At 52.3% G+C, this 21,652-nt stretch carries 12 protein-coding genes and 7 tRNA genes; 8 read left to right on the top strand and 11 right to left on the bottom strand.

The window, feature by feature from the left end:
• Positions 1-333: 333 nt before the first annotated feature.
• From dapB to MXE41_RS03505, 4 genes are all read right to left on the bottom strand, one after another.
• Positions 334-1,110, bottom strand: a complete 777-nt coding sequence (dapB, locus tag MXE41_RS03520) for a 4-hydroxy-tetrahydrodipicolinate reductase (RefSeq protein WP_246976709.1) — start codon at positions 1,108-1,110, stop codon at positions 334-336.
• Positions 1,104-1,640: a GNAT family N-acetyltransferase gene (locus MXE41_RS03515; RefSeq protein WP_246976712.1), complete on the bottom strand. Its 537-nt coding sequence runs from the start codon at positions 1,638-1,640 to the stop codon at positions 1,104-1,106. The genes dapB and MXE41_RS03515 overlap by 7 nt, the downstream gene beginning before the upstream one ends.
• A 409-nt stretch (positions 1,641-2,049) precedes the next feature.
• A complete protein-coding gene (locus MXE41_RS03510) occupies positions 2,050-4,089 on the bottom strand; it encodes a DNA repair protein RecN (RefSeq protein WP_247099388.1) in 2,040 nt (679 codons plus the stop codon).
• Positions 4,090-4,816: 727 nt separating this feature from the next.
• Positions 4,817-5,752, bottom strand: a complete 936-nt coding sequence (locus tag MXE41_RS03505) for an NAD(+)/NADH kinase (RefSeq protein WP_247099387.1) — start codon at positions 5,750-5,752, stop codon at positions 4,817-4,819.
• A 1,540-nt stretch (positions 5,753-7,292) separates the two neighbouring features.
• Here MXE41_RS03505 and MXE41_RS03500 point away from each other — a divergent pair.
• Entirely contained in the window at positions 7,293-8,582 is a 1,290-nt protein-coding gene (locus tag MXE41_RS03500) for an NCS2 family permease (RefSeq protein WP_247073741.1), read from the top strand.
• Positions 8,583-8,819: 237 nt separating this feature from the next.
• Here the strand turns inward: MXE41_RS03500 and MXE41_RS03495 are convergent, their stop codons facing one another.
• The 7 genes from MXE41_RS03495 to MXE41_RS03465 form a co-directional block, all read right to left on the bottom strand.
• Complete coding sequence (locus MXE41_RS03495; RefSeq protein WP_247099386.1) at positions 8,820-10,202, bottom strand: class I SAM-dependent methyltransferase; 1,383 nt, start codon at positions 10,200-10,202, stop codon at positions 8,820-8,822.
• 26 nt (positions 10,203-10,228) lie between these two features.
• On the bottom strand, positions 10,229-10,384 hold the full coding sequence (locus MXE41_RS03490) for a hypothetical protein (protein ID WP_247099385.1): 156 nt from the start codon (positions 10,382-10,384) through the stop codon (positions 10,229-10,231).
• 429 nt (positions 10,385-10,813) lie between these two features.
• Positions 10,814-12,379 (bottom strand): class I SAM-dependent methyltransferase, encoded by a 1,566-nt coding sequence (locus MXE41_RS03485; protein WP_247099384.1) that lies wholly within the window; start codon positions 12,377-12,379, stop codon positions 10,814-10,816.
• 892 nt (positions 12,380-13,271) lie between these two features.
• Positions 13,272-13,361 (bottom strand) — tRNA-Ser (locus MXE41_RS03480).
• 362 nt (positions 13,362-13,723) lie between these two features.
• Entirely contained in the window at positions 13,724-16,960 is a 3,237-nt protein-coding gene (carB, locus tag MXE41_RS03475) for a carbamoyl-phosphate synthase large subunit (RefSeq protein WP_247099383.1), read from the bottom strand.
• Positions 16,961-16,976: 16 nt separating this feature from the next.
• Positions 16,977-18,116 carry a glutamine-hydrolyzing carbamoyl-phosphate synthase small subunit gene (gene carA, locus MXE41_RS03470; protein ID WP_247099382.1) on the bottom strand — a complete coding sequence of 380 codons (1,140 nt, stop codon included), beginning with the start codon at positions 18,114-18,116 and terminating at the stop codon, positions 16,977-16,979.
• 1,336 nt (positions 18,117-19,452) lie between these two features.
• Positions 19,453-20,130, bottom strand: a complete 678-nt coding sequence (locus MXE41_RS03465) for a hypothetical protein (protein ID WP_247099381.1) — start codon at positions 20,128-20,130, stop codon at positions 19,453-19,455.
• 106 nt (positions 20,131-20,236) lie between these two features.
• Between MXE41_RS03465 and MXE41_RS03460 the strand changes: the two genes are divergently transcribed.
• The 7 genes from MXE41_RS03460 to MXE41_RS03430 all read left to right on the top strand — a co-directional run bounded on the left by MXE41_RS03460 (position 20,237) and on the right by MXE41_RS03430 (position 21,551).
• Positions 20,237-20,464 (top strand): hypothetical protein, encoded by a 228-nt coding sequence (locus MXE41_RS03460; RefSeq protein WP_247099380.1) that lies wholly within the window; start codon positions 20,237-20,239, stop codon positions 20,462-20,464.
• A gap of 551 nt (positions 20,465-21,015) precedes the next feature.
• A tRNA-Lys gene (locus tag MXE41_RS03455) sits at positions 21,016-21,090 on the top strand.
• Positions 21,091-21,112: 22 nt separating this feature from the next.
• Positions 21,113-21,188 (top strand) — tRNA-Lys (locus MXE41_RS03450).
• Positions 21,189-21,212: 24 nt separating this feature from the next.
• A tRNA-Lys gene (locus tag MXE41_RS03445) sits at positions 21,213-21,288 on the top strand.
• A gap of 6 nt (positions 21,289-21,294) precedes the next feature.
• Positions 21,295-21,372: transfer RNA gene (locus MXE41_RS03440), tRNA-Val, on the top strand.
• A 21-nt stretch (positions 21,373-21,393) separates the two neighbouring features.
• A tRNA-Lys gene (locus MXE41_RS03435) sits at positions 21,394-21,469 on the top strand.
• Between the two features lie 4 nt (positions 21,470-21,473).
• A tRNA-Val gene (locus tag MXE41_RS03430) sits at positions 21,474-21,551 on the top strand.
• Positions 21,552-21,652 lie beyond the last annotated feature (101 nt).

Below are 21,652 nucleotides of genomic sequence, written 5' to 3'. Positions count from 1 at the left end.
AGAGCGGGCCGCCGCAGACCCTGTATCCTGTTATTCATTAAAGATTAACTTTCACCTGAGAGCCCATAAATATGGGCTCTTTTTTTGTCCTTTGACTTTGACCGGACCCTGAAAAAACAAAAGGTCACCATGTAGGTGACCTTCAGTGTTTCGGGCCGGGCAGCAGCCTGGAGCAGCCGGGAAGCCGCCTTGTGCGGCGGGGCCGGGCTGCCTCCTGGGGCTGACTGGCTGCCGCCCTGCGCGGCCGGGCGGCATTCTGGCGTGGACAGGCTGCGCATTGGCGCTGCCTGGGCAGCGCGGCATGCTGCCGGAGCTGCAGTTGCTGCGTCGGGATTAGATCTTGTCCAGGCCCAGTACTTCGTTCATGTTGTACAGGGCTGGCTTGCGGCCAGTAACCCACTTGGCGGCGCGGATAGCGCCACGGGCAAAGGTGGCACGTGAGGTAGCTACGTGCTCGATGCCAACCTGCTCGCCGTCGGTCAGGAACAGGGCCTTGTGCTCGCCTACCACGTCGCCGCCACGAATGGAGCTGATGCCTATGGTGCCGTACTGTCTTTCACCGGTAAAGCCGTTGCGGCCTGCAACCATGACGTCCTTGAGCTTGACGCCACGGGCTTCAGCAGCAGCCTCACCCATGGCAAGTGCGGTGCCGGAAGGCGCGTCTACCTTGTAGCGGTGGTGGGCCTCAAAGATTTCAATGTCAGCATCCTGCATGATGGCAGCGGTCTTCTTAATTAAGGCCAGAATGACATTCACGCCTACGGAGAAGTTGGCGGCAAATACTACAGGAACAGCGCTGGCAGCTGAGTTGATACGGCTCTTTTCCTCATCGGTAAAGCCAGTGGTACCAAGCACTACGGAGCAGCCGTTTTCACGGGCATACTGCAGAACCTTTAAGGAGCAGTCAGGACGAGAGAAGTCGATGAAAACATCAGGAGCAGCGGTGAGCTTCTCTACTGAGTCGACCAGTTCACCATTAAAACCGAGGGGAATCTGAGAGTCACTCCTGGAGATTCCGGAAACAACCTTATATCCTTCCAGTCCCTGGCAGCATTCAAAAATAGCGTGTCCCATGCGGCCTGAAATACCGACGATGCAGACTTTCAGCATATAGAGTACTCCTTTACGTAGACATTTAGATGGCGAACTTTCTCGTCTGTTTTGGTAAATCCATGCTTGAGATAAAAGCGTATGCCTGAGGTATTCATAGGCTCAACACACAGCTTGATCCTTGAGCAGTGGTTGAGATAGCAAACTGTTTCACAGGTAAGCAGCAGAGCGGATGCCAGTCCCTTTCTCATATGTGGAGGGTCAATATACAGGGCATTGATATAGGCTTCTCTGAACTCAGGAATCTGAGCTCCAAGAAAGCCCATAACCCGGCTGTCGTCTTTTCTGTCAACAGCTACCAGTATGGTGTATTTGCCCGAGCGAAAACGCTGGGTCCATACTCTGGTAAGCTCGGGCAGGGTGTAACCTGGTCCTTCAAGTCGGCGCTCAAAAGGAATGGAACGCATCTCTACAGCGGTAAAGAGGGCCACATCTTCCTTGCGGGCAGGGCGTATGTTCCAGAAGCGTCCCTGGGTATTACTGGTTACGTCTCTGTCAGCTGTGATCATTGAGTTCCTGCTGATGTCCAAATCACTTTCCTTGCCTGGTGCACTGTATTTACAGTTCCGTTCTGAATATGCAGCCAGATTGAGGATCCTGGCATGCTGCACAGCAGTTGCTGTCTTTCAGGCAAGTTCTATTGTAAAAATTTTTCCCCAAAATGTCTCAAAAATGCCGTTCAGCCCTTAACTTATAAGAATACTGAGCCCTTTTGGTGCAAAAACAGCAAAGCCTTACTGCCCGGTAACGGACAGTAAGGCTTTGTCATCTTCAGGTACCTGAGGTCAGAATGCCGCTCAATGGGCCTGTGGGGCATTATTTAGCCCTGAGGTTACTTATGGAGCCTGCATCTCATTATGGAGGGGGCTGCTGTGCCTTATTGAGCCCTGAGGTCCCTTATGGGGCTGCCTGAGTATTCAGGGGGCTGAGAGCAACAGGTCAGAGAGTTTCGTTGAGCAGCTCGTAGGCACTGCGGCGGGTGGTTTCGGTAATGACCGATCCACCAATCATGCGGGATATTTCCTCGATACGTCCCTCGCTGTCGAGCATGGTTATGGTGGAGTTAACTCCGCCCTGCTCATTGAATTTGGCCACTACAAACTGGGTGTGAGCCTTTGCCGCTACCTGAGGCAGGTGGGTTACGGTAATGACCTGAACGTACTGCCCCAGCTCCTGAAGCAGGTCGCCTACAGCTGAGGCGGTTCGTCCGGAGATACCGGTGTCGACCTCGTCAAAAATCAGAGTAGGGGTGGATTTGACTGAGGCTGTCAGCACCTCAATGGCCAGAGCAAGGCGTGAGAGCTCACCGCCTGAGGCAACAGCGGCCAGAGGGCGCAAGTCCTGTCCCAGGTTTGCTGAGAACATAAAGCACAGCTCGTCGCGGCCACCCAGGCGAGGACGACCCTCCTCATCACGGCGAATCTGAATGTCAAAGCGGGCATCAGGCATGGCAAGAGTGGTGATCTTGCCTGAGATGCTGGCTGAGAGCTCAGCTGCGGCTTTTATACGGGCCTCTGACAGACGTGAGGCTGCAGCTTCATATTCTGCACGGGCCTTGCGCACTTCTTCTGTCATGGCAGTGATGCGGTCTTTAAGTCCAAGGAACTCAGTTACCTTGCGCTCAATACGATCGCTCATCAGATAGAGCTCACGTGGCAGACAGGAGAAACGGCGGGCCAGGTCATGAGCCTTGCTCATCTTGCCCTCGAGCTCATTGGTGCTCATTTCCATGCCCTGGGAGGCCAGGTCCTCGGCAATGCTGGTGCCTTCTTCAAGATGGAGAATAGCCGACTCAATATTTTCCATAATGCGGGAAATATCAGGGTCAAAGGCTTTGACCTTGTCCATTTCCATGAGGCGCTCACGCAATATGCTCACTACATTGGAATCGCCACCTTCTACTATGGCCCGGAACTGAGCCAGGATATAGCTGAACTGAGCCTGATGCATGGCACGGTCAAACATGGCCTCAAGGTTTTCATAATCACCCTCCTGAAAATCAAGGCGGCGTAATTCCTCAAGGTCATAGCGATCCTGACGGTAGGTAGCAGCTCCCTGTTTTTGCAGATCAGAGAGTTTTACCAGGTCCTGGCGCAGCTTCTGGTAATTGTTAAAGGCGGTATTGACCTCATTTACCAGAGGGCGGAGCTTGCCAAAGTTATCTACAGTCTCAAGCTGATGCTTTTCATCCATAAGGCGGACACTGGCGTGCTGACCATGAATGGCAACCAGGTGCTCACCAAGGTCGCGCAGCTGGGTCAGGGTAGCCATATGACCGTTGATATAGGCTTTGGACTTGCCCTCAGCTGTAACCACGCGTCGCAGCACCAGGTCTCCACATATTTCAGCTGTGGACAGCATCTCAAGACCTACAGCCTGGCCATCAGCCTGGTCACAGGCCATGGCGGCTGCCTCAGCCTCAGCAGCTGCAGCCACAGCAGCTGCTGCAGTGTCTGCAGATTCATCAGCTCCTGCCGGGGCATCTGATGCCTGGGCAGTCATGGATAAGCCTGCTGATCCTTCAGTGCCAGCAGCAACGGACTCCGGCTGTGGCTGGCCCTGGCCCTGGGCCAGGCCCTGGCCATAAGCCTGTGCCTGGTCTGGCGTGGCTGCATGGCTGTGGTGGGCAAGGGCGTTGAGATCTGCTGGTATGGTGGTCTGAGGTCGGGCATTGGCCGCTGCAGCACGGGCAGCTGCCGATCCGTATGGCACCTTGTCATCAAGAAAGCCGTACTCTCCGAGCAGGCCTATAACGCGGGCATTATTTTCAATGGAGAACTGAGCTGAAACCTCCAGCTGCTTTTCTCCCTGACGGACCATATTGGCGTCAGCCTTTGAGCCCAGCACCAGTCCCAGGGCATCAACCACCAGGGATTTGCCGGCACCTGTCTCACCGGTAATGCAGATCATGCCGGGAGTAAAATCTACTTCGGCCTGAACTGACAGGGCAAGATTGCTCAATTTAAGTTGTTCTAACATGGTTGCTCCGCGATCGGGCTGCTGCGCTGGCTCAGCCCCTTAATGATCGAACAGCCCGCCGGGCTGCAGTGCGCGCCTGCACCCTGCGGTGCAGTGAATGCTAATTCTAATCCGAATCGGCCTTTTTCTGGATTACAAATTTATCATAACCAGGTAAAAAATATTTAGAGCATCCCCTTAACTGCAATGCTCCCCTTACCACCAGGCATGCCAGTCAGATGGTTATTACAGCTGCCCATTGAAGCAAGGCTGCCCTCAACCCACATGCTACAGCCATGGGCGCTGACCTGCTGATAAAGCCGTCCTGTATCCGCTGACCGTACGACAGCCATCTGGATACGCAGGCCACGTTCGTGCGGCTGCCATGGCCAGCCATGGCGGCCGGACTATGCATGCCATGCCATACCATGCCAGCCGGACTATACATGCCATGTCATGGCAACAGGACTATACAGGCTGCAGCTGACAAAGCGGGTAGCAGGCAGGGGCAATGATGGCAGGTGTACAAAACAAAAAGGGATCAGTGGAAACTGATCCCTTTTTGTAGGGGCATGCCTTGCTTTGCTTTGTCCTGGCGTGGCCTTTATCTTCGGCAGGCGATTGCCCAGAGCTCTGGCTCAGAGCATGGGCTATGGCTCTGAGCGCGGGGTATTGCTCTGAGCCATGGCTATGGCCTTGGGATTGGCCAGCGTCAGCACCTGCGTCAGCACCTGCATCAGCGCCTGCGTCAGTCAGAAGTGACGAGGCTCTGGCCCCAGCCCAGTTTCTGGCGCAGGATGCTGTAGTAATCGTAGCCCTCAGGGTGGATAAGCTGCAGCGGGGATTCGTGCTGGCTGACGCATACTACGCACTTGGTGTCGGCACGAATGGTTACCTGGCCGTCGCAGTTGACGTTGACCCACTCAGGGACATCTTCTTTGAACTCAAACTCCACTTCAACATTGCGTTTGCCTGGAAGAATGATAGGGGAGCAGTTGAGTGACTGAGGGAACATTGGGACCAGGGAGAGCACATCAAGGTGAGGCTCGATAATAGGACCTCCAGCTGACAGGGAGTAGGCTGTGGAGCCGGTAGGTGTACCGATAATGATGCCGTCACCTCGCAGGGAATACATGAAGCTGCCATCAATGGAGACGCGGCAGACAATCATGTGTGCCAGAATGCCTGAATGAATGACTGTCTCATTCATGGCAAGGGACTGACCAATCTGTTCTTCGGCGCCGTCCTCATCACGACGGAAAACACGCACATCAAGGAGCATGCGGTTTTCGATGGTGTAGCGGCCCTCAACAATTCTGTTCAGGGATTTCTCGAGGTTCTGCGGACTGACATCAGTAAGCAGGCCCAGATGACCACGGTTAATGCCCAGCATGGGCACGTTGAAATCGACCATGGAGCGGGCGGCGCCCAGCAGTGAGCCGTCACCGCCCACTACAATGATCAGGTCAGCATCACGGATGCCGCGACGGGAAATGATAGGAATATCGTCGAGGTTAAAGCCTACGGCGGTGTTCTGATCGATATAGGCTTCCACGGCCAGATTTTTGAGCAGCTTGGCTACTTCGGAAATGGCTCCGCCTACAGGTCTGTGATAGACCTTGGAGACGATAATGGCCTTGGAGATCCTTTTATTAGGGGTGTGGTTATCGGCAACAGAACTCATAGTTTATCCTCGCAAACTATCTCACTTAACCATTACCAGAGCAGCTCGCCTGACCATGCCTGGCACGATGGCTCAGGTCGGGCTTCATGGAAGCCATGCCCCGGTGCATGCATTAATGCCTACATGATACAGGCTGTGCCTTATTGCCCGAAACAGTTCAGGCATAAGTCTGAACGCTGATGCAATGCATTATGGCAGCACCCTCAATGAGCACTGATGCAGCTTTGGTTGTCAACATGGCAGACAGTCCTGTCTTCCACTCCCTGCCTGTCGGGCAGTCATGGTCGCCTCGTACGGTGCCGTGATGAGATGGAGTTCAGCATTTGACAGTTCTCAGGCATACAGTCGTTTGGGCCTGCCTTCGTTTGCTGCCTGCCATGGGGGGCATGGCAGTTCTGCACTGTTCACATCCGTATGAGCTCGGGACTGATCTTTGTACATGGTGCTCTCCAACTGTAAATAACAGTTAAGAGGCAGTCATGCCGCATGGTTAAGGCTGCAGCGGCCGCTTACAGTAGCTGCCCTGGGGCAGTCAGCCGCTGGTGAGTATAGTGATGCTTATCTTAACAGTTGATGATCACGGGGATCATCGCGGGCATACTCATATACCCTTATGCCTGATACTCATTGTGACCTGAGCATCTGGCGGTCTGCTTAGTTTAACCTATTGCCATTTAATTAACAGCGCTGCAATGCGCAAGGAGCGGCGCTGTCTCACTTTTGCGCACGACATTTCCCAGTGGCACAGGGGCATATTCCCACAGAGCTCATACCTCTACATGGACGCGGACAGGGATAGCTACTGGGCTGAAACATGGTCGTGTGCCGGGACAGCGACTGGGCTTAAACATGGTCGTGTGCCGGGACAGCGAGTGAGCTGGAACATGGTCGTGTGCAGGGACCAGCTTCAGGAGTTGGGGCTGGCTCCAGAGGAATGGACATATTCTGGTCGTAGTCTGGATGGGCGGGCGGGATTAGCAGGATTAGCCCAGGTGAATTCAGCCATGTCAGGCGGTGCAGTATTATTGTGACGGGTATAAAAGTCGTGTGTGTACTCCTGGGAGGAGCTTATGGACTGACGGAGCTGGCAGGGGGAAATTTTATGATCAGGGCAGGGCTGATAAATCGGCATAAATCAGCGGGTATAAGTGCATTTGACCATGCTTTTGCAATTGCTAAAAACAGCTGGTAATGATAGTATTGCGCACAAATTTTCAGGCGAATCATGCATGGGAAAACAGCCCTGAGTCAGGTACTTAAACCTTGTGACGCAGCTGCTTTTTCCGGCCTGATACCTGGGTTCCCTTCTTGTTGACAGACAGCGATTCTGTTTCCTCCCTCCTCTTTCTCACTCTCAAATAAACATAAGTTTCAGTGCACACACTTACCAGATCATGCGATTTCTCTGGCTATGGGGATATTGTAAGTTGTGAGGCTGTGCTGAGAGTGTATATATACTGTGAGGGTAATGACGGGGGTTGAGCTGGCCTTATGGCAGGTCGGCGGCATGACAGAAAGCTGCTATCCGGATGTGCTTTACATGTTACAGAAACTGTTCGGTTTTGACCCTAAAGTCCACAGCATTAAGCCAGAGATTCTGGCAGGTATTACTACCTTCCTGACCATGGCTTATATTCTTGCCCTTTCTCCAAACGTACTGGCTGCTGCCGGTATGGACAAGGGTGCCCTGTTCACCACTACTGCAGTTGCTGCAGCATTTTCCACTCTGTTAATGGCCGTTTACGCCAAGCTGCCTTTTGCTCTGGCACCGGGCGTAGGTCTTAATGCTTTCTTTGCCTATACCGTCTGTCTGACCATGGGCTACAGCTGGCAGTTTGCTCTGACCGCCGTATTAATTGAAGGTATTATCTTCATCATTCTGACCATCACCAACATCCGTGAGCAGATAGTAAATGCCATCCCAATGTCATTGAAGTATGCCATCTCTGCCGGTATTGGTCTGTTCATCGCTTTCATTGGCCTGCAGAACTCCCAAATCATTGTCGACAATCCTGCCACTCTGGTGACCCTTGGTGATATCACCCACGGTCCTGCTCTTCTGGGCATGATTGGTATTCTGATTACTTCAGTACTGCTCATTCTCAAGATTCGCGGTGCTCTGCTGCTTGGTATCATCCTGACCACTGTCGTAGGTATTCCTCTGGGCATTACCCATCTTGATGCCGTTATCGGTGTTCCTCCATCAATGGAGCCTATCTTCTTCAAGTTTGAGTTCGACAAGATCTTTACCAGGGAGATGGCCATCATTGTCTTTACCTTCCTCTTTGTGGACATATTCGATACCATCGGTACTCTGGTAGGCGTATCCAACCGTGCTGGCATGATCGACAGCAATGGCCGTATCCCTCACTTGAAGAAGGCCTTCCTGACTGACGCTATTGGTACCACTGCCGGCGCCGTTATGGGCAGCTCCACCATTACCACTTTCGTTGAGTCTGCTGCCGGTGTTGCCGAGGGTGGCCGTACCGGTCTTACCTCCTTTACTACCGCTGTCTGTTTCCTGGTAGCCCTATTCCTTGCTCCATTCTTCCTTGCCGTGCCAGGCGCCGCTACCGCTCCGGTATTAATTCTGGTAGGTCTTATGATGATGAGCCAGGTTCAGAAGATCGACTTTGGTGACTATGCCGAGTCTATCCCTGCATTCATGTGTATCATCATGATGCCTCTGTCCTACTCCATCTCTGAGGGTATTGCTCTGGGCTTAATCTCCTTTGTTCTGCTGCACCTGTTAAGCGGCAAGTTCAAGCGCATTACCATCGCTACCTGGCTGCTTGCTGCTGCTTTTGTGGCCAAGTTCGTGACCATGTAAGACAGCTGCACCAGCCTGACTGCACAGCCCTGTGATTGCCGTGCAGTCATGCAGCACTGCAGTCGTGCATACCAGCTGCCTTTTGCGCAGCTGATGGTCAAAAAATGAAGGTCCTGACATCGCAAGATATCAGGACCTTCTGTCATTACAGGAACGGGATTTTATACGGGCTCATGGAGCGATGCAGGCCAGGGATGCGGACCCTGAAGAGGCGTGCACGTCCTTGTGGCCTGCAGGTCAGATAAGCTGCAGGCCGCTTATGAGAGGCAGCTGCTTGGTGTAGAAGTCCTTGATAAGGTTCTTGATGATCTTGCGCTGCTCGTCCGGGTCAGTGACCGGCTTGCCTTCGTTGTTGAGAGTGTTTTTGCCTGAGGTCAGGATTTCCATAACGTCATTTTCCATGACCTCTCTGTTCTCCGGACGGTTGTGCTTGAGGTAGATCTGAAGCACCATAAGAGTGACCTTGCCTACGCTCAGGGCGCCCTGGGTTACGGGAGATGCAAGGAATGCCAGTGGAGTGTCGTTAAAGTCGTTGATGATGCTGATATTCATGGCGTGGCACTTGTCCACGTTGCGCTTTATGGTCTGCTCATCAGTGATGGCAGGCTCGCAGTTGCCGGAGAATACCAGAGCGTTGACGGCTTCAGATACATGTTCGTCCTTGACCTCGCCTTTAGTGGCGTCACTGACCTTTTCCTTGATCTGGGCAATGGTGTGCGGTTTGTGGTCGCTCAGCACCTTGAGTACAGGCTCATAAACATCCTTGCGCAGCTCAGCCTTGCCAAGACGGGAATCAATTGAGTACTCAAAGTCCTCCATGGCCTTGACCAGCACTACAGCCAGGCTGTTGTATTCACGCTTTTGCTCAGCGGCGGTCATGTGGCATACGCCCTTGGCAAAGAAATCGGCGCGGAACTGGCGGTTGACTATGAAGTCACGCAAGGTCTCATACATAGGAGTGCCACGGAATTGAGCCAGGTACTGCTGCTGTTCAGTCGTGAGGTTGAGGCTGTCCATGAGGTCGGTGCCGTGAGCTGAAATAGCAAAGTTAAGCTTGGCGGACTGCAGTTTTTCAGCCACCACAGAGTGGTGAGTGACATCCCAGTAGCTGTTGAGGTATTCGCCGGAAAGATAGTGGAAGTCGTGCTCCAGAGTCTGCTCAATGCGCTTGGCAAGACCAGGAAATACGGCGGCATAGGAAGGCTTGGCTTCAATAAGCTTGTTTAGTACGTCCTTGAAGGAGTTGAGCTTTTGTTCAGGACTCATGGCGGTGCCCAGAACGTGCTTATTGAGTTCGCTGATGATGTGACGTACAGGCTCGAATACGATAAAGCCTGGTCCGACATTGTAGGAGAGATAGAAGACACCACCTACTTTCAGGTGTCTGCTGACGAAATCTACCACATACTGCTGGTTCTCAGGGGAGATCCATGACCAGATGCCGTGCATGCAGATGAAGTCAAATTCAGGAAGATCGTCGCGCTGAGCGAATTGTTCAAAGCTGTCATCGCTGAGCATGACTGAAGTATTGGCGTTTTGAGCAAAGTTGCGGGCGTGGCTTACCTGAGTAGGGTTGAAGTCATTTCCATACCAGTTGGCATCTGAAGCGGCAGCGTGCATGGTGATGGAAACGCCCTGGCCAAATCCTAGTTCACATGCATTAAACGTGCCACCCCCCCCATGCGCGGAAAGGCCAGTCCCTGTGAGGTAAAAAGGTATCTGGCATACAGAGGGTTGTTCATACGGAAATAGCCAAAAGTGTATTGCAGGTCGGTCTGATAACCCATGGACCATTCAGCCATTGAGATAAGCTCCTGATTGAAGAGGCTATACAGCCTGAAATTTGATTGTATGTCATGCTTGATGGCAGCAGATTTTAGCACAACAATTTTTAAAGGGCTTAAATATAGTCTTTCTCTCCGGCGCATCAAAGCCAATGCTCCTGCACTGACTGGTGGCATATGCGGAGTCTAAAGACAGGACGGGGTATGGTCTGCATCAGACGGACTTCATTCATAAGGCCGGAGACTGTCCGGTGATGGAGCAAACTGGGGCTGTTGCTTTCATCTAATGCAGCAGGTGCAGACAGCGGAATTTATGAGAGTGTGCAGTACAGGGCTGAGCTTGCGGTCAGCAGCAGGCTGGTCATGAAAGGCGGGGAATGAAAAAGCCCGGACCAAGGTCCGGGCTTTTGCTATGAATATCTGGCGCCTGTTTCAGGCGAAAGCAGATCAGATCATGTGCAGACCGTTGATAAGTGGCAGCTGCTTGTTGTAGAAGTCCTTGATCAGGTTCTTGACGATCTTGCGTTGCTCTTCTGGCTCAGTAACTGGCTTGCCCTCGTTGTTGAGAGTGTTCTTACCGGAGGTCAGAATTTCCATGACGTCCTTTTCCATGACATCGTGGTTCTTTGGTCTGTTGTGCTTGAGGTAAATCTGCAGCACCATCAGGGTTACCTTGCCAACGCTCAGGGCGCCCTGGGTTACAGGGGAGGAAAGGAAGGCAAGAGGAGTGTCATTGAAGTCATTGATAATGCTGATATTCAGTGACTTGCACTTTTCCTCATTGCGGGCAATGGTGTCTGCATCGCAGATAGCCGGCTCACAGTTACCGGAGAATACCAGAGCGTTAACAGCCTCGGTGATGTGCTCAATGCTGACCTTACCCTTGGTAGAGGCAGTAACCTTCTCCTTGATTTCACCAATTGTGTGTGGCTTGTGGTCAGACAGTACCTTGAGCACTGGCTCATAAACATCTTTGCGCAGCTCAGCCTTACCAAGACGGGAGTCAATTGAGTACTCAAAGTCCTCCATGGCCTTGACCAGTACTACGGACAGATTGTCGTACTCACGCTGCTGCTCGGCAGGGCCCAGGCGACGTGCGCCCTTGACGAAATAGTCGGTACGGAACTGACGGTTGACGATCAGGTCGCGGCAGGTCTCATAAAGAGGGGTACCACGGTACTGAGCCAGATATTGCTGCTGTTCGGAGGTGAGGTTGAGGCTGTCCATGAGGTCAGTGGCATGGGCTGACAGTGCATACTCAAGCTTGGCAGACTGCAGCTTCTCACAGATTACAGAGTGGTGGGTAACATCCCAGTAGGTATTGAGATATTCGCCTACCAGATAGTGGAAGTCATTTTCAAAGGTCTTGTCGATACGCTTTTCAAGGCCAGGGAATACATTGGCATAGGATGGCTTGACGGCGACGAGCTGCTTGAGGGCATCCTTGACGGTAGCAAGCTTCTGCTCGGCATTCATGTTAGAGCCCAGCATGTGCTTGTTGATCTCACTCATCAGATGGCGCATAGGCTCAAATACGATAAAGCCTGGAGACACATTGTAGGAAATGTAGAATACGCCGCCTACCTTGAGGTGCTTGCTGACAAAATCAATAACAAACTGCTGGTTTTCAGGAGAGATCCAGGACCAGATTCCGTGCATGCAGATAAAATCGAATTCAGGCAGGTCATCACGCTGGACAAACTGCTCAAAGCTGTCATCGCTGAGCATGACAGTAGTTTTAGCGCATTGGGCAAAATGGCGGGCATTGCTTACCTGGACTGGATTGAAGTCATTTCCGTACCAGCTGGCATCTGAGGCTGCGGCATGCATGGTAATGGAAACACCCTGGCCAAAACCAAGTTCACATGCATTAAACGTGCCACCCCCCCCCTGGCCTGGAAAAGCATAGCCCTGGGATGTAAAAAGGTAGTGGGCATATAGAGGGTTATTCATTCTGAAGTAACCGTAGGTGTATTGCAGGTCGGTCTGATAACCCATTGACCAGTCAGACATGATTGAAGCTCCTGTTTGTAGCAAAAGTGCCTGACGCGCCGACGTGCGGCACGGTGCTGTCGTCAGCCATCAGTAAAACGGCAGCGCTCATTATGCTGATACGCCCGGACAGCCAGGCAGCCTGCTGATGCAGGTCAGATAATGTCAGAAAATAGATTTAAATCAGAGTTTCAGTTAAATATGCTGCCACCAGGCAGTCAACTAATAGGTACCTGAAATATGAAGCAATTTGCTGGATGTCGCAGCTGCAGCTGTTTGCAGCAGAAAATGCTGTCGGCAGGTTCCTGCTCTGGTATCAGCAGTGATGGACGAACAGGCTTAGTTCAGCAAAATTAAGCTGATTTTCTATAAATAAAGCCGTGACGGTGAGTCATTTATGAAGGCCCTGATGATATTTCAAAAAGAAAATCAGCTGCCTGGTAACCCAAAAAACGGTGGCTCTGAAAGCGTAAGTATAGGTTAAAGCAGCTATTTTTCAAGTATCTTACCGCCAGAGGCTGCAGAGCATGGAATCTTAATGTTCAAACAGTTGTGTGCACTTATGTGCACTTAACGTATTGGCTGATTTAATAGTTTGTCTAAGAATTTTGTCTGCATTCTATGCCATAGCGTAGTCATGTCAGGCAGGCGCAGCTGTGATGAAGTCAGCTCAGTCTGCAATGCTTGTGGTTTTGTATTGCCAGTGCATGTTAATGTGCTGAGCAGTGGCTTAGCCTGGAGTGGAGTCATGTATGGCGCTGGGCCGGGGCATTGCAGGGTCGGGTATGCTTCTGTGGCTGCTTTGTCCGGGATGATGTTAATAAGATGTGGCAATTGGTGGGAGCTTTGATGGGGTGTGTTGTATCTAGCGTGTGGGCAAAAAATAAAAGGCCTGAGCCTTTTTGAATCCTGATGGCGGATGGAGTGAGATTCGAACTCACGGAGGACGCAAATCCTCGACGGTTTTCAAGACCGTTGCATTCAACCGCTCTGCCATCCATCCGCATCGGTTTGTGGGCACATTATACATGCTTTTAACAAGTATGCAAGACCTGGCTCACAATTTATAAAGATACAGGCCACAGGCTGACCTTGCGGCTCTGACCGGGCTCTCCTGGGCGGGCTTGCCTGGGCGGGCGTCGGGCGGGCGCCGGGCGCCAGCAGCGTCGCCAGGCTGGCACGACGGTGACGGGGCGTGGATGCCTGCCTGGGGCGGTTTATGATGTCCGGAGCAGCTGGCCGGGCATAAATGCGCAGGGCAGGACCTTGCGGCCCTGCCCTGCAAAAGGATGAGTTCAGCTGAGAGTATTACACTTTACCGCTCCAGCTGTCAGGGCCGGAGCGGCGGTGCTTCTCTTCTGGCTGTCAGTCCTTTTTCTTTGCATCCTTAATCATCTGGTGGAGTTCCTGGATTGAGTTTACGGTAGCAAACTCATTTTCACCAATGGCTTCAACAGTAGCAAAGGCTGCGTTGATGGTGGTGCAGTAGCTTACATGGTACTGCAGAGCGCCACGACGCAGAGAGCGTGAATCCAGTACGGACTGACGGCCCTCAGTGGTGTTGATAACCCAGCTGTAGTGACCTGACTTGATGCCGTCGAGAATGTTTGGACGACCCTCAAATACCTTCTTGACGCGGGTTACTGGCAGACCGGCTTCCTTAAGAACCTTGTAGGTACCACCGGTAGCATCCATTTCAAAACCGGCAGCAGCCAGCTTGCGGCCCAGCTCGGCCAGCACAGGCTTGTCGGAATTGCGGATAGACAGCAGGACACGGCCCTTGCGGACGATCTCACTGTTGGAGGCCAGCTGTGCCTTGGCATAGGCCTCGTGGAAGGTGCAGGCGGTGCCCATAACCTCACCGGTAGAACGCATCTCAGGGCCTAAGATAGGGTCAGAACCTGGGAACTTGTGGAATGGCAGAACCACTTCCTTTACAGAGTAGTAAGGAGGAATTACCTGCTCGGTAATGCCCTGCTCAGCAAGGGATACACCGCTCATGATTCGGGCAGCGATTTTGGCCAGAGGCAGAGAGGTTACCTTGGAAACAAATGGTACGGTACGGGCAGCGCGTGGGTTTACCTCAATGAGGTAGATTTCATCATCACGAACAGCCAGCTGTACATTCATCAGACCGCGTACGTCCAGCTCCATGGCCAGATCGCGGGAGATCTTGACAATACGCTCCTTGATTTCCTCGGACAGATGCCATGGTGGCAGTACGCAGGCAGCGTCACCGGAGTGAACGCCACACTCCTCAACGTGCTCCATAATGCCGCCGATTACGACGTCCTTGCCGTCGCATACGGCATCAACGTCAACCTCAATGGCGTGATCAAGGAACTTGTCGAGCAGTACCGGAGACTTGTTGGAAACCTTGACGGCCTCGTTGAAGTAACGGCGCAGATCGTCCTCGTCATAAACCACTTCCATGGCACGGCCGCCCAGTACATAGGATGGACGTACTACCAGAGGATAGCCAATCTGCTCGGCGATGGAAACGGCCTGATTTAAGGAAATGGCAGTACCGTTCTTAGGCTGGAGCAGGTTGAGCTTCTCAACGGCTTCCTGGAAGCGCTGACGATCTTCAGCCTTGTCGATGGCATCAGGTGAGGTACCGATGATTGGTACACCGGCCTGCTCAAGCTTGCGGGCCAGCTTTAATGGAGTCTGACCGCCAAACTGAACGATAACGCCCTCAGGTTTTTCAACACGGGCAATTTCCAGAACGTCTTCAAGAGTTACAGGCTCAAAATACAGACGATCGGAAATGTCATAGTCGGTAGAAACGGTCTCTGGGTTGCAGTTGACCATAATGGTCTCGAAACCGTCCTCACGTAAGGCCATGGAGGCGTGCACGCAGCAGTAGTCGAACTCGATACCCTGACCAATACGGTTAGGGCCGCCGCCTAAAATCATGATCTTGCGACGGTCGCTTGGATTGGCCTCACACTCCTGCTCATAGGTGGAGTACATATAGGCAGTAGGAGTTGAGAACTCGGCAGCACAGGTATCAACACGCTTGAAGGTTGGATAAACCTCATGCAGCCAGCGACGCTCACGAACCAGATCCTCGGTGGTGTTGAGGATTTCTGCAAGACGGGCATCGGAGAAGCCACGGGACTTGAGATCGTGCATCTCTTCGGCGTCAATGGACTTTAAGGTACGGCCTGACAGTGACTTTTCAATGTCGATGAGTTCCTTGATCTGGACCAGGAACCATGGATCGATGTTGGTGTACTCAAAGAGCTCCTCAACAGTCATTTCCATACGGAAAGCATCGGCAATGTACCAGATACGGTGAGCTCCGGCTTCCTCAAGCTCATGGAGCAGCTTGGTGCGGGCTTCCTTGTGGCTCATGTCCAGACGAGGGTCAAAGCCGCTCTTGCCGGTCTCAAGACCACGCAGGGCCTTCTGCAGTGACTCCTGGAAGGTACGGCCGATAGCCATGACCTCACCTACTGACTTCATCTGAGTGGTCAGACGGTCATTGGAGTTAGGGAACTTTTCAAAGTTGAAGCGTGGAACCTTGGTGACTACATAGTCAATGGAAGGCTCGAATGAGGCAGGGGTCAGATTGCCGGTAATGTCATTGCCCAGCTCATCAAGTGTGTAGCCAACTGCAAGCTTGGCAGCTACCTTGGCAATAGGGAAACCGGTTGCCTTGGAGGCAAGGGCTGAGGAACGGGACACACGTGGGTTCATCTCAATGATGACCATGCGGCCGTCCTTAGGATTGATACCGAACTGTACGTTGGAACCGCCGGTCTCAACACCGATCTCGCGTAATACGGCCATGGAGGCGTCACGCATGATCTGGTATTCCTTGTCGGTCAGGGTCTGGGCAGGAGCAACAGTGATGGAGTCACCGGTGTGAATACCCATGGCATCGAAGTTTTCGATGGAGCAGACTATGATGCAGTTGTCCTTGCGGTCACGCACCACTTCCATCTCGAACTCTTTCCAGCCGATCAGGGATTCGTCAATGAGCAGCTCGTGAGTAGGGGAGCTCTCAAGACCCTTGGTACAGATTTCTTCAAATTCTTCAGGATTGTAGGCAATACCACCACCGGTGCCACCCATGGTGAAAGATGGACGGATGATACATGGGAAGCCTACTTCGCTCTGAACCTGCCAGGCCTCTTCAAGAGAGTGGGCAATGCCTGAACGTGGGCAGGAAAGGCCAATCTTCTTCATGGCCTCATCAAAGCGCTCACGGTTCTCGGCCTTGTCGATGGTGTCGGCATTGGCACCGATCATCTCAACGCCGTACTTCTCCAGTACACCATGACGCTCCAGATCAAGGGCGCAGTTAAGTGCAGTCTGACCACCCATGGTAGGCAGAACAGCATCAGGACGCTCCTTTTCAATAATGCGCTCAACTACACGCCAGTCGATAGGCTCAATGTAGGTTGAATCAGCAATATTAGGGTCGGTCATAATGGTAGCCGGATTGGAGTTGACCAGAATGACGCGGTAGCCCTCTTCACGTAAGGCACGACAGGCCTGGGTACCGGAGTAGTCGAACTCACAGGCCTGACCGATAACGATTGGGCCTGCGCCCAGAATCAGAATGCTCTTTATGTCAGTACGCTTTGGCATTTACTTCTCCAGTCCTTTACTTGTGATTTTGACGCATCAGCTCGATGAAGTGATCAAAAAGTGGCTTTGGATCGTGCGGACCTGGACTGGCCTCAGGGTGACCCTGGAAGCTGAATGCAGGTACGTCCAGACGCTCGATACCCTGGAGGGAACCGTCGAACAGGGAGAAGTGGGTTGCCTTGACATTGTCAGGCAGGGTGTCCTTATCAACGCAGAAGCCGTGGTTCTGAGAGGTGATATAGACAGTATTGGTGGCAGTATCACGTACCGGATGGTTGGCACCATGGTGGCCAAACTTCATCTTGATGGTACGGGCGCCTGAGGCAAGACCAAGCAGCTGGTGGCCAAGGCAGATGCCAAATAAAGGAATCTTGTGCTCAATAAAGGTCTTAATAGCCTCAATGGCGTAGGTACATGGCTCAGGATCGCCAGGACCGTTAGACAGGAAAACGCCATCAGGATTGAGCTTGAGGACATCATCAGCAGGGGTTGTGGCAGGTACTACAGTCAGGCGGCAGCCACGCTGAGCCAGCATACGCAGGATGTTGATCTTGACGCCAAAGTCATAGACCACAACATTAAATGGCAAAGAGGCAGGGTCCTGCTTTGCATAGCCTGAACCAAGGGTCCACTCGCCATCGGTCCACTCATAGATCTTGTCGGTGGTAACAACCTTTGCCAGATCCTGACCCTTCATGGAAGGGCAGTCCTGGGCCATTTTTACGGCCTGATCTGGAGTGATGGAGGGATCAGTGGTCAGACAGCCGTTCTGGGCACCCTTTTCACGGAGGATACGGGTAAGCATACGGGTGTCGATACCGCTGATGCCTGGCTTACCATACTTGGCCAGAAAGTCGCTCAGGGAGATTTCGCTGCGGAAGTTGGAGGCTACAGGGGAAAGGTCACGAACAATCAGACCCTGAACACAGACCTTGTCAGATTCCATGTCCTCGGAGTTGATGCCGTAGTTGCCGATGTGAGGATAGGTGAGGGTAACCATCTGACCGGTGTAGGAAGGGTCGGTAAGAATTTCCTGATAGCCAGTCATTGAAGTGTTGAAAACGACTTCGCCAGTTAGGGTGACACCTGAGGCACCAAAGGCTTTGCCTTTGAATACAGTGCCATCAGCGAGTGCAAGGATTGCGGTACTTGCCACAAATACCTCCAATAATTCGAGCTGATAAAACCGACTTGACGGAGAGTGCTGTCAGCATGAACGGACAAGGTTATCAAACCTGATACGGTGCGGTGCATTGAAGTGCAGCGCAGTGCGCAGCCTTATGCGCATCATGGTCCTGCAGGCCCCGGGACAGCAGCCTGAAAAAGTTATGGTAAAAGCAGGCTGATTAAAGGGTGTAACATCGTCAGCCATAAGCGCCATTTGCGAGCAAAAACACGATTTGCATGCAGCATAAACGGGCTAGATGCTGTTACAACTAACCAGATAAAGGGGATGGCCAGGGTCAATGGATTTTATAGGGGCGGGAGCTTAATCTTATCTCCTCGGCCCTTAACTTCTGTTTGACTGGAGCTCAGCATTTACTGAGCTGTAAGCAATTTAATTCAGAAGCGCGACAGCTGCATACTGAGATTTGCCCTGCAGGGCAAATCATGATAACTGTCTGCAATATCCATTGAGAGCTTTGATTAAGCCTGTAATGATGGCTGCAGGAAGCCGATACTCTCAGAAAAACGCCAGAGTCACATCAGAGATCAATATTAGATGCTGCCAGGTGACGGGAGCTGGATAATCTTTGAGTTCATGTGCTGAAAAAACACGACAGCCAAAGTCACGGTTATTTTAGCGAAATTCGTCACAAAATCAAGCAAGCAGCGGCCCAAATCATGCCATGGCCGCCCGCTTTAAGCTACTATTGATCTCTTTTTCCGTTCCGCCCCGTCATTGTGCTCCGCCACTGCCAAATTACAGCCCCTTACAAACTGACAGGCCCATGCCATTCCCGCAAGATCAACCTCAGTGCTGCCACCTTACAGCTCAGCCTGCCAGCCAGAACACGTCCATGCAGCACCGCATGCCAGCCAGAACACGTCCAGCCTGGCAGCTGTGCTGCATTCCATAACAGGGCAAGGCAAGCGGCGCTGCCATCCAGTAAACGGCCAGCGAGTCAGCACCGCATGCCACCAAGAAAACGGCCAGCCTTTGGGCATAGCCTAATTTCCCTGAGCTCAACAGCTAATACGTATGACAGTCAAGTTCGTCTAGCCCACAGTTTTTACGGCCAGAGCCTCCATCCAGTCAGACTTTACTGAAACAGCCAGTGTCCATTGCCCTTGCTGTCTGCCTTGAGGCAGACAGTTGAGGCACGCGCTTGCGTGAGCTGACGGGGCGGCTGTCTTTATCGTCCTGAACCTGATGGACGAAGACAGGCACCTTGCACCTGATCTGCACCGGCTCCAGCAGCTGGGCAGGATGGCCGTATTTATCAGGCAGGGTGCGGCTTACAGCAAAAGGGTCTAATGCCGCTGCAGCATCACTCCTCAAGCATGTTGTTCAGGAAGGTAAAGAAGTCTGGAGCCAGTTCCTCCATATTGTCGATTACGGCCAGGCGGATGCAGTCAGCTTCGGCCTGTTCCATAGCCTGCTCACAGTCATCGTCCAGCTCGTCGTCATCACAGTCAGTATCATCATCGTACTCGTCGTCATCATCCTCTTCATAAAGCTCATCAGTTATGTCAAAGAGGATCTCGTGATCAATCTGGCAGACAGGGCAGCTGTACTGGTCTGGCATATTCTCAAGGTCAATGAAGAGAATGAGGCTGTGCTCCTCGTCCCAGGCAAAAGGCAGAAAGCCTGCTTTTACCAGGGCTGGATTCCATGCATTCTTAAGTCCTGCAAAAGGCTTTGACACAGGGTGTCGGCCAACAGGGTCATCAAAATAATGATGGTAGACAGTGAAATAGGCAATCAGGCATTCAGGAGGGGTGCATCCTATCTCTGAGAACATGCTGAGAACGTCTTTTTCACTGACAGTGGATTCTATGAGCTTCCATTGCTTCCATTCATCCTTGCTGTCAGGATCAAGCCACATGGCCTTATCCTTTTCTTCAAGCGGCAGCTTCAGGGCTCCCTCAAAAGAGGCAGCTTCTTTTTCGTACATGCGCTCAAAGAAGTTGCGCATAAAGTCGCGGCTGTTCTTAACTTCTTCCATAATTGCCTCCCATAAATCAAAGCTGTATGCAGCCTGTTAGCGTACTGCCTGGCGCCAGCAAAAAAACATGCATTCAGTCTCCGTCCTGCCCGCTGACAACAAAAGCATGGGCAGTCAGTTACCGACCTGCCCGCTGACATCAAAAGCAAGGGCAGTCTGTTATCGTCATGCCGGGCACCATCAAAAGCACGGACAGCCTGTTACCGTCGTGCCGGGCACCATCAAAAGCACGGGCAGCCTGTTACCGTCGTGCCAGGCGCCAGCAAAATCCCAGGCAGCCTTTGCAAAGGCCGGGACATTTAAGATCCAGTATGCCCGGCTGCATCATGTCTGAAAAGTACTTATCGGCTGTCCAATTCAGTAGTACCAGTACAGATGGCGTGTCCGCAGAATTTACTATGGATTCTGTTTGTTCTGCCAGCCATAAGTCCGGCAGGGCCACGCATGAAGAAGGCAGTCGAAAGTGAAATTTACTGTCGTCCAGCCTGGGCTCCATTTGGTGTCCTTTGGCAAAGCTCTGCCAGCCACACAGGCACAGAGGTCAGATGCAGGTACAGAGAGCAGATGCGGGCGCCGATGTAGGCATATGCCTGGGGGCTTATGACAGAGGGGCTTACCGACACCGGTAAGGCTGCTTAAGCTAAACACATTTGCCTGTCTGTTAGCTGGTGGCAGCTCCAATGGCCGGTGCTACAGCCCGATCCGGCAGTATCTGAAGCTGGCGGGCTGGCAATATTGTGTCTGAAAAAGGCTTATAAAAGCCAATTGTTAAAAAATCTTCAAATTTTTGAAAAAAGTGCTTGCGTTGATGGATTATTTAAGTAAAATAGCACCCCGTCAGTTCGTAACAGCGAATGTGACAGGAAGTTGAAAGGGCAACCGTATGGGTTGTTAGCTCAGCGGTAGAGCAGTGGACTTTTAATCCATTGGTCGAGGGTTCGATCCCCTCACAACCCACCATCGACTTCTTGCTGTCTTGTCTGGGTCGTTAGCTCAGCTGGTAGAGCAGCGGACTCTTAATCCGTTGGTCGCGGGTTCGATCCCCTCACGACCCACCATTCAAGTCAGCCAATCCCATACGTGGGTCGTTAGCTCAGCTGGTAGAGCAGCGGACTCTTAATCCGTTGGTCGCGGGTTCGATCCCCTCACGACCCACCACGTTATGGATGCTTAGCTCAGTCTGGTTAGAGCATCTGCCTTACAAGCAGAGGGTCATAGGTTCGAGTCCTATAGCATCCACCATTTCAAAAAAGAAATCCTAATGGGTCGTTAGCTCAGCTGGTAGAGCAGCGGACTCTTAATCCGTTGGTCGCGGGTTCGATCCCCTCACGACCCACCATTACGGATGCTTAGCTCAGTCTGGTTAGAGCATCTGCCTTACAAGCAGAGGGTCATAGGTTCGAGTCCTATAGCATCCACCATTTCTTTGGGAACCGCAAGGTTCTTTTCTTTTACCTGCATGTTGTATCTATGTTATGCCGTTAAATCAGGTAAAAATCAGGAATCTTGTCAATCCATGACT

This window comes from Anaerobiospirillum sp. NML120449, from assembly GCF_023051105.1.
Lineage (GTDB): Bacteria > Pseudomonadota > Gammaproteobacteria > Enterobacterales > Succinivibrionaceae > Anaerobiospirillum.
Note: the sequence above shows the minus strand (reverse complement) of the source record. Positions and strands in the feature narration are given on the sequence as shown.